The 13,929-nt window shown below is 73.1% G+C and carries 12 protein-coding genes; 9 read left to right on the top strand and 3 right to left on the bottom strand.

Features of this window, described 5'->3' with window-relative positions:
* The first annotated feature begins 91 nt into the window (after positions 1-91).
* The 3 genes from ACIOJD_RS02405 (at position 92) to ACIOJD_RS02395 (ending at position 1,938) form a co-directional block, all read left to right on the top strand.
* Entirely contained in the window at positions 92-1,054 is a 963-nt protein-coding gene (locus tag ACIOJD_RS02405; protein ID WP_401907805.1) for a zinc-binding dehydrogenase, read from the top strand.
* 66 nt (positions 1,055-1,120) lie between these two features.
* A complete protein-coding gene (locus ACIOJD_RS02400; RefSeq protein WP_401907804.1) occupies positions 1,121-1,330 on the top strand; it encodes a helix-turn-helix domain-containing protein in 210 nt (69 codons plus the stop codon).
* A complete protein-coding gene (locus tag ACIOJD_RS02395) occupies positions 1,330-1,938 on the top strand; it encodes a Clp protease N-terminal domain-containing protein (RefSeq protein ID WP_401907803.1) in 609 nt (202 codons plus the stop codon). The genes ACIOJD_RS02400 and ACIOJD_RS02395 overlap by 1 nt, the downstream gene beginning before the upstream one ends.
* 408 nt (positions 1,939-2,346) lie before the next feature.
* Here the strand turns inward: ACIOJD_RS02395 and ACIOJD_RS02390 are convergent, their stop codons facing one another.
* Entirely contained in the window at positions 2,347-3,348 is a 1,002-nt protein-coding gene (locus tag ACIOJD_RS02390; RefSeq protein ID WP_401907802.1) for a helix-turn-helix transcriptional regulator, read from the bottom strand.
* 1 nt (position 3,349) lies between these two features.
* Complete coding sequence (locus tag ACIOJD_RS02385; protein WP_401907801.1) at positions 3,350-4,255, bottom strand: DUF4097 family beta strand repeat-containing protein; 906 nt, start codon at positions 4,253-4,255, stop codon at positions 3,350-3,352.
* Positions 4,256-4,414: 159 nt separating this feature from the next.
* On the opposite strand from ACIOJD_RS02385, the gene ACIOJD_RS02380 reads away from it, so the two are divergent.
* Complete coding sequence (locus tag ACIOJD_RS02380) at positions 4,415-5,215, top strand: hypothetical protein (RefSeq protein WP_401907800.1); 801 nt, start codon at positions 4,415-4,417, stop codon at positions 5,213-5,215.
* 37 nt (positions 5,216-5,252) lie between these two features.
* Here the strand turns inward: ACIOJD_RS02380 and ACIOJD_RS02375 are convergent, their stop codons facing one another.
* Positions 5,253-5,435, bottom strand: coding sequence for a DUF6104 family protein (locus tag ACIOJD_RS02375; protein ID WP_266729752.1), 183 nt, complete (start codon positions 5,433-5,435; stop codon positions 5,253-5,255).
* Positions 5,436-5,599: 164 nt separating this feature from the next.
* Between ACIOJD_RS02375 and ACIOJD_RS02370 the strand changes: the two genes are divergently transcribed.
* The 5 genes from ACIOJD_RS02370 to fxsA all read left to right on the top strand — a co-directional run bounded on the left by ACIOJD_RS02370 (position 5,600) and on the right by fxsA (position 13,641).
* Entirely contained in the window at positions 5,600-6,154 is a 555-nt protein-coding gene (locus tag ACIOJD_RS02370; protein WP_401907799.1) for a CU044_2847 family protein, read from the top strand.
* A complete protein-coding gene (locus ACIOJD_RS02365; RefSeq protein ID WP_401907798.1) occupies positions 6,151-8,352 on the top strand; it encodes a serine protease in 2,202 nt (733 codons plus the stop codon). Before ACIOJD_RS02370 ends, ACIOJD_RS02365 begins: the two co-directional genes overlap by 4 nt.
* 127 nt (positions 8,353-8,479) lie before the next feature.
* Entirely contained in the window at positions 8,480-9,553 is a 1,074-nt protein-coding gene (locus ACIOJD_RS02360) for an AAA family ATPase (protein ID WP_401907797.1), read from the top strand.
* 7 nt (positions 9,554-9,560) lie between these two features.
* The gene (locus tag ACIOJD_RS02355; protein ID WP_401907796.1) at positions 9,561-13,286 is read left to right on the top strand and encodes an SAV_2336 N-terminal domain-related protein; all 3,726 of its coding nucleotides are present in this window, start codon (positions 9,561-9,563) and stop codon (positions 13,284-13,286) included.
* Between the two features lie 127 nt (positions 13,287-13,413).
* The gene (gene fxsA / locus ACIOJD_RS02350) at positions 13,414-13,641 is read left to right on the top strand and encodes an FxSxx-COOH cyclophane-containing RiPP peptide (protein ID WP_401907795.1); all 228 of its coding nucleotides are present in this window, start codon (positions 13,414-13,416) and stop codon (positions 13,639-13,641) included.
* Positions 13,642-13,929: the final 288 nt, after the last annotated feature.

Below are 13,929 nucleotides of genomic sequence, written 5' to 3'. Positions count from 1 at the left end.
CTTCTCCGTGAGGGGGTACCGCACGGGCCCGGACGCGTGTCACACGCGCGTACGGTTCCGCCGCGTACGGCTCCGGCCCTATCGTCGGGTCATGTTTGCCGCCTATGCCACCAGCCTTGACTTCGCCAACCCCCTCAAGGGCCTTGAGCTGGGTGAACGTCCCGCGCCCGAGGCGCGCCCCGGCTGGACCACCGTCACCGTGAAGGCCGCCTCCCTCAACCACCACGACCTGTGGACGCTGCGTGGGGTGGGAATCGGTGAGGACAAGCTGCCGATGATCCTCGGCTGTGACGCCGCCGGCCTCGACGAGGACGGCAACGAGGTCGTCGTCCACTCCGTCATCGGGCAGACCGGCCACGGGGTCGGGCCGCGCGAGACCCCTTCGATCCTCACCGAGCGCTACCAGGGCACCTTCGCCGAGCAGGTCACCGTGCCCGCCTGGAACGTCCTGCCCAAGCCCGCCGAGCTGACCTTCGAAGAGGCCGCGTGCCTGCCGACCGCCTGGCTGACCGCGTACCGCATGCTCTTCACCAACGCCGGTGTACGGCCCGGGGATTCGGTCCTCGTCCAGGGCGCGGGCGGCGGTGTCGCCACCGCGGCGATCGTCCTCGGCAGCGCCGCGGGGCTGCGCGTGTACGCCACGAGCCGCGACGCGGCCAAGCGGCGGCGGGCCGTCGAACTGGGCGCACTGGAGGCGTTCGAGCCGGGCGCCAGGCTGCCGCATCGCGTGGACGCGGTCGTCGAGACGGTCGGGGCGGCGACCTGGTCGCACTCCATCAAGTGCCTTCGGCGCGGCGGCACGTTGGTGATCTCGGGAGCCACGAGCGGCGACAAGCCGGAGCACGCCGAGCTGACCCGGATCTTCTTCCTGGAGCTCAAGGTCGTCGGCTCGACGATGGGGACCAAGGACGAGCTGGAGGACCTGCTCTCGTTCTGCGCGGCGAAGGGCGTACGGCCGGTGATCGACGAGGTGTTGCCGCTGGACCGGGCGCGGGAGGGCTTCGAGAGGATGGCGGCGGGCGATGTGTTCGGGAAGGTCGTGCTGAGGCCGTGAGGTCTCCGAGTTCTCCGGGTGTCAACTTTGATTGACAGCGGGCGTCTGTCAATGTACGTTGACGCCATGACCGAAGCAACGGATCTCGCACAGCGGGCGGGCGACCGTGACCCCCGGGTCGGGCTGAGGGCGGTCGCCGCGCTGCGGCGGCTGCTGGAGCAGCTCGAATCCGTACAGGTGCGCGGCGCCCGCGAGCAGGGCTGGTCGTGGCAGGAGATCGCGGACGAACTGGGCGTCAGCCGGCAGGCCGCGCACAAGAAGTACGGGAGGCAGTGATGTTCGAGCGCTTCACGCAAGACGCCCGTGACGTGGTCACCGGGGCCATCGAACACTCCCGGCGAACCCGCGCGGACGAGGTGACCGACGAGCACATGCTGCTGGCTCTGCTCGACCAGACGGGCACGCGTGCGTCCTTCGCATTCGCCGCGCTGGGTGTCGGCGACCGTCGGGAGTCCCTGGAAGGCGCGCTCGCCCAGGCGCGGCGCCGGGGCGGCCTGTCGCAGGCGGACGCGGCGGCGCTGGCGGAGATCGGCATCGACGTCGAGGAAATCGTTGCGAGGGTGGAGGAGGCGCACGGGACGGGTGCGATGAAGGCCGGCGGTGCGGGCGGTCCGGGCGGGGGCGACCGGAGGCCGAAGCGGTGGTGGTCCGGGCATCTGCCCTTCACGCCGGCCGCGAAGGCCACGCTGACGGAGTCGCTGCGGATCTCGCGTGGTCGCGGCACCCGCCACATCGGTGGCGAACACATCCTGCTGGCCCTGACGGCGCGTCCGGGCGTGGTGGCCGAGGTGCTGGCGGACCACGGGGTGACGTACACGGCGGTGGAGCGGGCGATGTTCGGCGCGGCGGGCGGGAGCGGCGGGGACTTGGCGCAGGCGGGGTAGCCGGGGCCGTGGAGGGCCGGTGGAGGGCCGAGCGACCCCGCCGTCGGCGTGGAGCACCTGACGGCTGATCCAGCGGCTCGGGCCCGGCGAGGAGCGCGACGGCTTCGGCGATGTCGGCGGGGCGCGAGGCGTTCCTGCCCAAGCCGGCGGCCTTGAACTCCACGATGCCGCTTGGGCTTTGACGGTCGAGGGGAGCGCGGAGCTTGGAGCACGGAGCACGGGCGGAATGTACGGTCACGACCGTCTGGACGTCGGGCGTTTCTCGTTCACCGAGCCGCGACCGGGCCGGCAGGCTCAGGCGGTGATGCCCGCTCGCCCGGGGCCCGGTGCGTCGTCGGATGCCCGTGGCCCCCGTTCCCCGTACCGCCGACGGACGGGGGCCGTACCGTCGGCGGGCGGTGGCTCGTCTCACCCCGTCGGGGGCGTCCGCAGCAGCGCTCCGATGTGGGCCGCCGCCGTCGACAAGTGGCGCCGGGCCTCGCCCAGTTGGGACTCCGTGACGCCGTGGTCCCTCGCCGCGTCGCGGATGTCGTCGCGGAACCGGTCGAGCAGCCGGTCCAGGTCGCGCGCCGGGTCGTCCGTCTCCGGGGTGTCCTTCGCCCAGTCCGCCGCCGCGTCCGCGTTCGCTTCCGCGGGGTCCGGTTTGCTGTACGGCGGCCAGGCCGTAAACGCCAGGCCGCCCAGCTGGCCCGCCAGTTCGGAGAGGCCTTCCCGTACACCCGTCGGCCAGTCGCCCCGGACGAAGTGGTCCTGCACCTGATCCTGGACCTGCTTCGCGATGCGCTGCATCTCCTGACGCGCCGTCTCCTGCGCCTCCTTGGCCTGCCGGCGGGCCTGCTGCGCGTCCTCGCGGGCCCGGCGCGACTCGTCCTTCGCGCGGCGGGCCTGCTCCTTCCACTCCTGCTTCGCGCGCCGGAGCTCCTCCTTCGCCGTGCGCCAGGACTCGTTGTCCGCGAAGGCGCTGTCCCAGTCGGTCCCGGGACCGTCCTTCGAGCCGGAGAAGGCCGAGGACGCGGAGGACTTGCGGGTCTGCGAGGCCGCCGCGCGCATCTCGCTGCGCAGCTGTCCCGCCGCGCCCCGAACGTCGTCGCGGATCTCCGCCGCCAGTTCGGAGACCGACTCGCGGATCTCCAGCTCCAGATCGGCCAGCTCGCCGCTGCGCCCGGCCAGTTCGGCGCGGCCCGCGTCGGTGATCGAGTAGACCTTGCGGCCGCCCTCGGTGGCGTGGGTGACCAGGCCTTCGGCCTCCAGCTTGGACAGGCGCGGATAGACGGTGCCGGCGGACGGTGCGTACAGGCCCTGGAAACGTTCCTCCAGGAGGCGGATCACCTCGTAGCCGTGGCGTGGGGCCTCGTCCAGGAGCCCCAGCAGGTAGAGGCGCAGTCGGCCGTGGGCGAAGACCGCAGGCATGTCAGAACTCCTTCGTGTCGGTCACGGTCGCGTCGGCCGGAACCCGCTCGTGCGGGGCGTCCTCCGAGGGTGGCCTCCTGAGCAGCGCGATCGGTCCGGACACCGTCGACGCCTTGAGCGTGCCCGTGCCCGCACCCAGCGTGCCGGTGATCCTCTTCGCGCCCCACTGCCCGCCGACCCGCAGATCCTCGAACGCGTTGGAGACGGAGCCGCTCGCCGTGTTCGCCTCGACCCGCGCGTCCGCCGGATGCGGCAGCCGGACCGCGATCTGGCCGGCGATCGTGGCCAGTCGGACGTCCGTGGGCCTGCTCGTCGGTTCGAGGTCGACGACCATGTCGCCGGTGACCGAATCGGCCCGTACGGACGAGCCCGCGCCCTCCATGACCGTCAGGTCGCCCGAGACCGAGTTGAAGCGCAGATCGCCGGTGACGGCCTGGGCTTCCAGGCTGCCGGAGACGGTGTCGGCGCGGACCGTGCCGGACAGGCCCACGAGTGTCGTGTCGCCGGTGACCCCGCAGACGTCCGTACGCCCCCGCAGCCCGGAGAGCACGGCGCCGGCGCCGACCACCGCGACCTCGACAGGCGTCCCGGCCGGGACGGTGAGGGAGACGACCGCGCTGCGGTGCCGGCCCTTGCGGTCGAGCCGGTGGTCGAGCCACGTGAGGAAGCCCTTCCAGGGCAGGTCCTCGTAGGCGACCGTGAGCGTGCCGTCGTCCAGGGTCACCACCAGCGGCGGGCCCTCGATGCGGGAGATCTCCAGGCGAGCGCCGCCCTGTTCGGTCAGGGCGGCTTCGTCCGTGCCGACGACATTGACCGTCCCGTTGACGACGCGCACCTGGAGCGCCTTCAGCGGTTCGTCGAAGGTGAGCTTCTCCGGCTCGGCGACTTCCCACGTCGACTTCGCCATGGTGCTGACCTCCTAGGTCGGCCGTGACGCAACATATCGCGTCTTCTCCAGAACACGATATATCGCGGTTTCCCGAAGTCAAGGCCGGGGGGCTCAACTGATGGGTCACCTGGCGGACATAGCGCTCGTATCCGGGTGAAGCGGCCTACTGTGAGGGACATGAACGCGACATCCGTGGGGGCTCTGCTGCTCTGCCGCGCCGAGCCCGCGGTGGTACGGCCCGCCGCCCATCTGCTCCGCGAACGGCTGCTGATCGCCCCGGCGGGCGAGGGCTGGAGCGTGCTCGTTCCCGAGGGCAAGCCCTGGCTGTACGGCAGCGAACCGGTCGACCGGGTGGTCACGGGCTGGGCCGGCGCACTCGCCGTCGGCGCCAACTGGCCGGTTCTCGCGCTGTGGTGGGATGCGGACCGGTCCGGCTGCACTCTGGCGGCCGGCTTCCGCCGTACCGTCGGTTACGTCTGGCTGGCGGACGGTACGCCGGTCGGCGAGGACGAGGCGATGCGTACGTTCGCGGCCCGCCTGAGCCTCGATCCCGTACTGGATCTCCAGGCGCTGGATCCGCTGACCCGTCAGGACCCGGAGTCCGACTCCCGGGCCCGGCTCCTCGCACTGGCCGGGTTCCTCGCCCGTACCGGCCTCATGCTTCCGGCCGGTCTCACCCCGGGGGAGCCGGCCGACCGGCTGCGCGAGGTGGCGCGCGTCCAGCCGGGGGCCGTGCAGATCGAGTGGGCGGGCTGGCGCGATGCCGTACGGGCCGAGCTGGACGTGGTGGAGGACGGTCCTCTCGGCCCGTGGCTCCGAGGCCCCCGGGCCCGGCTGCTCGGTGCCTGCCAGGTCGGGGCCGGGGTCCCGCTGACGCTCTGGGCGGCACGCCGGCGCAGTGGCGGCTGGGCCTTCGCGGGCGCCCTGCTGATCGCCCACGGCGCGCTGGGCCTCGCGTACGACCGCCTGCGCGCCTGACCGCCGGACCAGCCCTGGAACACGTGTCCGCCGTCAGTCAGTCCTCGTCCTCGTCGTCGTCCAGCCGTGCCAGCCAGGTCGCCAGGCGCTCGACCGGGACCTCGAAGTCGGGGTTCAGGTCAACAAACGTACGCAGCTGTTCGGCCAGCCACTCGAAAGTGACCTCCTCCTCGCCGCGCCGCTTCTCCAGTTCCTCGATACCGCGGTCGGTGAAGTACATGGGAATCAGCTTAAGGCCTGGTGACGGCCGTGTGGCCGACGGTAACGAGGGCCGTACCGGGAGCGCAGAACCGTACGGGCGCGAATCACCGTCCTCCGCCATGAACCTCGCATCCGCACCGTACTGGCGCTAGCCTGCGGGGAATTGGGGGAACGGGGGATGGTATGGGTGAGGACGAGGTCCGCATCACACGCATCGAAATGCCGGACGGCACGCCCGTATGGGCACGGATTTCCGGCGCCGAAGAGCTGGCGCGGCCCTCCGGGGGTCTGGTGTATTCGGACACCGGATTCGCCGAGCAGGTGCAGGCCCGGGTGGAGAGTCTGCAAGGCGTGGTGACCAGCGTCGCGCGCTCCCTCGTGGTGCCCTTACGCGCGGTACGGCCCGACGAGGTCAGCATCGAGTTCGGCATCGAACTCACCGCCAAGTCCGGCAAGGTCGTCGGGCTGCTCGCGGACGGAGAGGCCAAGGGGGCGATCAAGGTCACCCTCACCTGGAACGGCGGCGGGCCGCCCGCCGACCTGCTGGCGCCGCCGCTGCTGCCCCCGCAGGCCGCGACCTCGCCGGGCGTTCCGCCCCGCCCCACCGCCGTACCCCCGACCCCGCCTCCGCCGCCCCCACCGCCACCCCCCTCGTCCCCGCCGTCGTCCGGGGGCGCATCCCCCGGCGCACCGGCGCATCCTGACGGGCTCACGCCTCCGGCCGGGAGCGCGCCATGATCGACGGGCTGGGCAGAGGGGCGCCCGGAGGCTCGGGCGAGACCCGGCGTGCGCTCATGGACCTCGTCATGGCGGCCACCGTGCGCATCCATGGCCCGGAGGGCGGGTATGTCCCTGATGGGCCGGGTGGGGCTTTCCTGGGGAGCGGCTTCTTCATCGCCCCGAGCTGGGTGCTCACCTGCGCCCATGTGGCGATGCAGGGGGAGGGGCGGGACGTGACAGTGATCTTCGAAACCGGTCCCGGCAGCGGCGAGTCATCGGTGACGGGCACCGTGGTCGCGGCGCTTCCCGAGCGGCCGGGCGGCGCCCTGGACGCCGGCTCCACCGGCTTCACCGCCTCCACCGGTTCGTACGGCTCCACGGGTTATTCGGCCGGTCAGGATGGTCAGGCCGGACAAGCGGGTCCGGCGAGTCAGGCCGGCTCATTCCGTACGACGGGCAGTTGGCCCGCCCCCGATCTCGCGCTGATCCGGCTCGGCAGGCCCGTCGACCACGCCTGTGTGTACGTCACCGAGCGCCCCGCGGCCTTCTTCGGCGGCGGCGAGGTCTTCTACTCCGGCTGGACCGAGGTGGGAGGCCGGCTGAAGCGGCTCAACGGGCAGTGCTCGGTGCAGGGCACGCTCGGCGGCTGGGCCGATTCCGACGAGCAGATGCGGCTCGGCGGGGACGTGCTGCCACCGGGGGTGTCCGGCGGGCCCACCGTCGACGTGGCCCGTGGCGAAGTGGTCGGTGTGCTCAAGTCGCAGCTGGTCGGCGGCATGGGCGGGACGTCCATCGGCATCGAGCGGCTGCGCTCGCTCCCGGTGCCCGCCGCGATGGCCGGGGCCGAGTCCGACGACGACTACCAAGCGGTGTTCCACGCCCATGACCGCTACCACGCCGACCGGCACATCAACCGGGTCGGCACGGGCCGGACCTGGGCCGATGTGCAGAGCGCCCTCGAAGCGGGCATCGACCGGGCCCTCAGCCCCCAGCAGCGCGTCAACCTCCTCGGCCGCCTCGCCGAGTTGCCGCCCCCCGTCTCCACCCGAGGCCTTCTCGATCTGCTCGTACGGCTGCCCGGTGTGCACTCCGTCGACCGCTATCCCGCGCCGCGCAGCTGGCGGGACGGGCTCGGCGCGCTGTACGAGACCCGGGGCGGCGAGGCCGCGCTCGAACTCCTCCTGCGCTACTGCATGAGCGTCATCTCCGCCGAGCGCCCCTACGTCACCCAGTCCACCGTCGCCGCCGAGGAGGCGCTGTGGAGCTGGGTGAGATGGGTCGCCGACGACCGGCTCTCCCGGGAGTTCCGTAACGAGATCACCCTGCTCTGGTCCGCCGCCCGCCACCGTACGGACCGTGAACAGCGGCGCGCGGCACCGGCGTACGGGGACCGGCCCCTGGACGGCGAGAGCCCCTTCGTCCTGCTGGAGCTGGAGCCGCGCGGCTGGGAGCGCGACAGTTACGACTGGCGGGTCGGCGTCGCCCGGCACACCGGCGAGGTGCAGCCGGTCGGCGAGGACAGCAGGGGCACCCCGGGCCATGCCCTGCCGGCCCGGCTCACCGCCTCGCTGACCGAGGCGTTCCGGCGGTGCGACGAGCCGGACAGCCCCGCGGTCCTCCAGGTCGCCGTCGTCCAGTCGCTGCTCGGACTGGAGGTCGACTGCTGGCAGTTGTCGCCCGACGAGCCGCCGCTCGGTGTCACCCGCCCGGTGGTCGTCCGCCGCTCGGACCACGAGCCGCCGCTGACGGAGGCCGAGACCCGGGAGCGCCGGGCGCGCTGGAGCCGCACGATGAACGAGGCGATGCGGGCCGAGATCGTCGACTGCGACGACGGACTGCGGGTGCCGGTCGCGACCGAGGAGCACCTGCGCTCGCTGGCGTACGAGACCGTGCCCGTGCTCTGCCGGTACGCCGACCGGCCCGACGGCGAGACCACCGCCGGCCTGGCGAGGGTGGTGCGCGGCGGCTTCCACATCGCCCTGCTGCGCCGGGGCAAGGACCGGCCGGACGTGGTCTGCGCGGACTTCCACCGCCGCGCCGCCGACACCGTCGCCGAGGCCAGGACCGCGGATCAGCTGCCACGGAAGATCCAGGAGCTGAGACAGGGGGTGCGCGCGGGCCGTACGGAGACGTACTGGTCGGACGGGGTCGCGCTGTTCTACGACGATCCGCACCATCCGCTGCCCGGTTCCGGCCAGTTGCTGGAGGCGCCGTGAGCCGCTCAGGTTCTGTCCGCCGTCTTCCCACGGGGGCCGGCCGGCCCCTTACCGGGGCCCCGTCGGATCGCTACGGTGAGGCACGTTCGGCGGTTCCCAGCGGACGAGTGATGACGAGGAACGCGCTATGAGTGAATCCAGCGAGTGGCTCATCTACCGAGGGGCCGGCGAACCGCACGACGGCATCACCCAGCTCCCTCCGCCGCCGCCCTGGCGGGATTTCGGCGGCATCGGCGACGGCGCGTGCGACGGCGAGGGTGAGCGCGACGGCAAGGGCGCGGGCGGCGGTGGCGGGGTCGACGGCGATGCCTCGGCCGACCGGCGGCTCGGCGGCTACCGGCATGAGGCGGAGCTGCACCGGCCGGGCGCCGAAGAGCTGGAGATGGTCAACGCGGCGCTCTACCTGAGGCGTCCGCTCCTGGTCACGGGCAGCCCCGGCGCGGGCAAGAGCACCCTCGCGCACTCCGTCGCACACGAGCTGGGGCTCGGCCGGGTGCTGCGCTGGCCCGTCGTCAGCCGCTCCACCCTCCAGGACGGCCTCTACCACTACGACGCGATCGCCCGGCTCCAGGACGTACAGATCGCCGCGCACAGCACCGGGGCCGGCGCGGAGGTCCAGGACCCGTCGGCCGGTATCGGCAGCTATATCCGCCTCGGCCCGCTGGGCACGGCCCTGCTGCCCACGGAACAGCCGCGCGTCCTGCTCATCGACGAGATGGACAAGAGCGACATCGACCTGCCCAACGACCTCCTCAATGTGCTGGAGGAGGGCGAGTTCAGCATTCCCGAGCTGGAACGGATCGCCGACCGGCTGCCGGACGGCGAGGCCGAGGTGCTCACGCACGACGGCAGGAAGGTGACCGTCAAGGGCGGCAGGGTGCAGTGCAAGGCCTTCCCCTTCGTCGTCCTCACCAGCAACGGGGAGCGTGACTTCCCGGCGCCGCTGATGCGCCGCTGTATCCACCTGGAGCTGGGCCGCCCCGACCGTCAGCGGCTCGCGACGTTCGTACGGGCGCACCTCGGCGACGAGGCCGCGCGCGCGGGCGACGACCTGATCGTCCACTTCCTGGAGCGTTCGCGCAGCGAACTGATCTCCACCGACCAGCTGTTGAACGCCATCTATCTCACGGGTGCGGCCGCCCCGGCGGGCCGTGACCGGCTCGCCGACCTGCTCATCCAGCGACTGGACCGGCCGAGGTGATGCGCTGATGTCCGACGTCGCGGCAGGGCGGGACCCGGACGGCGAGCCGGAACCGGGACGTGGGCATGCCGTGCCGGAGGGGCAGGCGGACGGCGCGGCGGGCGGCCCCGAGGACGGTCGGACAGGTGATCGGATGTGGACAGATGACCGGGACGGCGTCGGCGGTTCTTCCGCGACAGCCGCGACAGCCGCGACAGCCGGGGCAGGCGGTCCCACCGGGGCAGGCGATCCTGCCGCCGCACCCGGTCCCGCCGGGACACCCGGTCCCGCCGGGACACCCGGTCCCGCCGGGACACTCGGTGCCACCGGGGCACCGGATCAGGTTCGCGCGGACGGGCCGACTCGGCCGAACAACGTCGTCGACGGCGGCAAGAGCGCGGTCGGGCCGTTACCGTACGACAGTGCTCTGCTGACCGCACTCGTCGTCCGGCTGCGCGAGGCCGGACTCGACCCCGACACCGAACAGCTCTGCGACGCTCTCTGGCTGGCCCGATGGACCGGCCGGGGACAGGAGCAGCGGCCGTCCGGCGAGGACAGCGACGCGGAGCCGCGCACCGATACGCAGCTGAAGGGTCCCGGCCGGCCGGCCGTCGCACCGGCCGTCGGTCCCGACCGTACTCAGGAGACCGGCCCGGTGGACGAGCCAGCAGAGAAGCCGGACCTGGGGCGTGCCGACCGCCGGATCGCCCTCCATCCCGTACCGCGCCACCACACCCGGCGGGTCGGGGCCGGGGGCGCCACCGCTGTCACCCTCGGGGTACCCGCGGCTCCCGCGCTGCCCGCCCCGCTCGAATTCCAGCGTGCTCTACGTCCCATTCAGCGTTACTGCCCGGCCGCGCCGCCGCTGCGACGTACCCTCGATGAGGTGGCGACAGTTGAGCTGAGCGCGCGGGCCGGCGGGCTGATCATCCCGGTCTTCCGCGGGGCGTCCCGGGGCGAGGCGGTTCTCCAGTTGGTCATGGATGCCTCGTCGTCCATGCGCGTCTGGGAGCGGCTCTTCACCGAACTCCATGAGATTTTCGGCCAGTTGGGGGCCTTCAGGGACGTGCAGGTGCGCTATTTGCACCAGGCGCCCGACGGCGCGCCGGCCGTCAGCAGGAGCCCCGACCCGGCCGCCGCGCCGCTGAACTCCGCCGACCGGCTCAGCGATCCGACCGGGCGCCGCGTCACGGTCGTCGTCAGCGACTGCGCCGGGCCGCTCTGGCACAGCGGGCGCGCCCACCGGCTGCTGCACCAGCTCGGCCGCCAGGGGCCCACCGCCGTACTGCAACCGCTGCCGCAGCGCATGTGGAACCGCACCCGGCTGCCCGTCACCTACGGTGTGCTGGCCCGTGGCGAAGGGCTGACCGGGGCCACCGTACTGAAAGTGAGCGGCGAGGCCGCCTCGGCGCCCGCCGCGAGTCCGGGAGCCGTCGCGATCCCCGTCCTGCCACCGGTCGCGGGCGCTCTCGGCGCCTGGGCCCGGCTGCTCTCCGGCACCGGCGCGGGCCGGATCTCCGGCGCGGTCGGCTGGGTGCGCTCCGACCAGCCGGCGGCGCCCGCGCCCCGGGCCGGCGCCCGGATGTCCTCGCTCCAGATGGTCAGCCGGTTCCGCTCGGCGGCCTCCCCGGTGGCCGGGCAGCTGGCGGTCTATCTCGCGGCGGCGCCCCTGTACCTGCCGGTGATGCAGCTGGTGCAGCGGACGATGCTGCCCGACTCGGGACCCTCGGAACTCGCGGAGGTGCTGCTCAGCGGGCTGCTCACGCGCAGCAAGGGCGACGGCACGGACGACGGCCCCTGGTACGAGTTCGCGCCGGGCGTGCAGGAGGCGCTGCTGGGGCCCCTGGGGCGGGACGAGGCGCTGCTGGTCCTCAAGCACTGCTCGGAGTACATAGAGCAGAGATTCGGCAGGGGCGGACCGAACTTCCCCGCCCTGGCCCTCGCGCAGTTGGGCGACGGCAGCCACGGCCCCCTCTACCCGCGCGGTCTCGACGAGGACGACGCGTTCGGCGGCGAGAGAGAAGAGGGCGAGGAGGGCGAGAACGGGCGCAGCGGCGGTCCGGGCGGCGGCGGTCCGCGGGTCCCGCACCCCTTCGCGGAGGTCGCCGCCCGGGTTCTGGAGCGCTTCATGCCGCTGCCGGAACAGTTCGCGCTCTACGGCAACAACGGCGGACCCGACGCCCACACCTCGACCACGAACGCCGCGGTGGAGAGCGCGCGCGGACTGCTCCGCCAGTTCGAGTCGGACAGCATGGTGCAGTACCTGATCGACGCCGTCCAGCTGCTGCGGAGCGCCACCGAACGCGAGGAATCGGCCGCCGGTTCCGGCTCCGACCCCGAGCTGTGGGCGGAGTACGCCCGCTGTCTGCTGCGGCTGTGGGAGGTCCAGGGCGGCGGCGACCTGCTGCACGACGCCCAGCGCGCGGCCGAGCGCTCCGCCGCGCATCCCCGGGCGGTACGTGAACGGGCCGTGCTGGCCCAGGTGTTGCACGCCGCCGCCGACGACCGGCGCAGGCACGGAGACCGGCGCGGGGCTCTGGAACTGCTGCGCCGCGCCGACCGCGAGTACACCGTCGCCTGCGCGGCGCCGGGGCTGGAGCCCGGCGAGGCGCTGCGGCTCACCCTGGAGCGGGTGCGGGCCCTGGAGGCGCAGTGGCTGCTCGGCGGTGACAGCGCGCTGCTCCAGGGCGCGATCGGCATGCTGGAGGCGTTCGCCGACGTCTGGCCCGACCAGGAGAACCGTCCCGCCGGACTGCCCCTGGCCCACGGCCGTACCCTGCTCCGGCTCTCCGGCGCGACCAGCGATGTCGAACAGGCCCAGGTGTACGCGGGACAGGCCGCGCGGTCGCTGCGCAAGGCGATGGCGCCCGGCGGCGGCCAGCACACGGTGGGCACCCACGCCCGGATCCTGCTCGACCTGGTGGACGCCTTGCTGCGGTCCGGCGAAGGTCTGGACGAGGCGGGGACGCTGGTCGAGCAGGCGCTGGCGACCGTACGCGACGAGCGGCTGCTGGCCTCGCTCAGGAGCCGGGCGGCGCGGGTGCGGCTCGCCCGGTACGAACGCTCCGGGGACCCGGCCGATCTCGAAGAGGCCGCCGAGTACTTCGGCCGGGCGGCGCGCGGCACCGCGCGCGACTCCCGGGCCCACGCGGATCTGCTCGCCGAATGGGGCAGGACACTGCTGGTGCGCGCGGAGCTGCCGGACGGAGCCGAGTTCACGGGCGCGGCGGTCCGGGTGCTGCGCGACTGCCGTACGGAAACGGCCACTGGCACCGCGCGGCAGGCCGAACGGCTGCTGATGCTCGGTCAGGCTCTCATGCTGCGGCACCGGTTGAGCGGTGACCGGGTGGATCTGCGGGAGGCCGAGCATCTCTTCGGGCTCGCGGCGCAGGAGGCGCGCGAACCGCTGACCGAGGCCCGCTGCTGGCTGGAGCTGGGCCGCTCGCATCTCGACGCGTCCCGGACGTTCCACCGGCCGGCCCGGCTGGACGACGCGGCCGAGGCGTTCCGGGACGCGGCGGACGCGGCCAGGGTGGCGGAGGCGGAGGCCGACAATGCCGGGCAGCAGCTGGAAGCGGTCGCGCTACGGGCCGAGGCGAACCACTGGCGGGGCACGACCTACGAGGGCGCGGGACGGCCCCGGGCCGCGCGCGAGGCGTACCGGGCGGCCCGTGCGGAATGGCGCAAACTGCCCGACGGCGGTGGCGAGGCGGCCCGGTCGACGGCGGACCGGCTCGCCGAGCTGGAGCGCTGAACGGGAGCGCCGGGCAGAGAGTTGAACGACCGGGAGCGAGGGGGCGGGCGTGAGGGGCGGGCGCGGCAACGCGGATCAATCGGGCACGAGGACCGGGCACGACGGCAGCGGGGAGACGTGAGACGTGATGAGCGACGTGGCGTACAACGAGGAAGACGACGGGCGGGACGGTCCCGTCGGGGGCGGCGCGGCTGAGGGGACCGGCGGCCCCGGTCAGCTGCCGGATCTGCTGGAGCTGGATCTGGCGACGCTGCGGACCCTGGACCACCCGGTGCTGACGGAGGTGGTGGCGGATCTCCGTGGCCGCTCCGAGCAGCCCCGGGAAATGCTCTGGGGTTTCAACAACGCCTTCTGACACGGGAAGGCGGTACGGCTTCGTCGTGCACGCGGGGGTGCCGGGCCGCGCGGTTCACTGCCGTACGGCTTCGTGGTGCATGGGGGTGTACGGGGGGGCTTTTACGGGGGTGTACGGCGGCGCGGCACACGGTGGTACGCCTTCGTGGTACACGGGGGCGTACGGCCGTGCGGTACACGGCTGTACGGCTTCGTAGTACACGGTTTCGGTCCAAGGCGCCGTCGAACAGGACAACCTGGCCCGACACGGGTTTGTCGCCCCGGTGCTACCGGGAAACACGCCCTCGGC

Origin of the sequence: Streptomyces sp. NPDC088116 (genome assembly GCF_044741745.1) — a bacterium.
Classification (GTDB): Bacteria; Actinomycetota; Actinomycetes; order Streptomycetales; family Streptomycetaceae; genus Streptomyces.
Note: the sequence above shows the minus strand (reverse complement) of the source record. Positions and strands in the feature narration are given on the sequence as shown.

Coding starts and splice junctions, on each gene's coding strand:
- ACIOJD_RS02405 (WP_401907805.1), top strand. CDS start 92: ATGTTTGCCGCCTATGCCACCAGCCTTGACTTCGCCAACCCCCTCAAG.
- ACIOJD_RS02400 (WP_401907804.1), top strand. CDS start 1,121: ATGACCGAAGCAACGGATCTCGCACAGCGGGCGGGCGACCGTGACCCC.
- ACIOJD_RS02395 (WP_401907803.1), top strand. CDS start 1,330: ATGTTCGAGCGCTTCACGCAAGACGCCCGTGACGTGGTCACCGGGGCC.
- ACIOJD_RS02390 (WP_401907802.1), bottom strand. CDS start 3,348: ATGCCTGCGGTCTTCGCCCACGGCCGACTGCGCCTCTACCTGCTGGGG.
- ACIOJD_RS02385 (WP_401907801.1), bottom strand. CDS start 4,255: ATGGCGAAGTCGACGTGGGAAGTCGCCGAGCCGGAGAAGCTCACCTTC.
- ACIOJD_RS02380 (WP_401907800.1), top strand. CDS start 4,415: ATGAACGCGACATCCGTGGGGGCTCTGCTGCTCTGCCGCGCCGAGCCC.
- ACIOJD_RS02375 (WP_266729752.1), bottom strand. CDS start 5,435: ATGTACTTCACCGACCGCGGTATCGAGGAACTGGAGAAGCGGCGCGGC.
- ACIOJD_RS02370 (WP_401907799.1), top strand. CDS start 5,600: ATGGGTGAGGACGAGGTCCGCATCACACGCATCGAAATGCCGGACGGC.
- ACIOJD_RS02365 (WP_401907798.1), top strand. CDS start 6,151: ATGATCGACGGGCTGGGCAGAGGGGCGCCCGGAGGCTCGGGCGAGACC.
- ACIOJD_RS02360 (WP_401907797.1), top strand. CDS start 8,480: ATGAGTGAATCCAGCGAGTGGCTCATCTACCGAGGGGCCGGCGAACCG.
- ACIOJD_RS02355 (WP_401907796.1), top strand. CDS start 9,561: ATGTCCGACGTCGCGGCAGGGCGGGACCCGGACGGCGAGCCGGAACCG.
- fxsA (WP_401907795.1), top strand. CDS start 13,414: ATGAGCGACGTGGCGTACAACGAGGAAGACGACGGGCGGGACGGTCCC.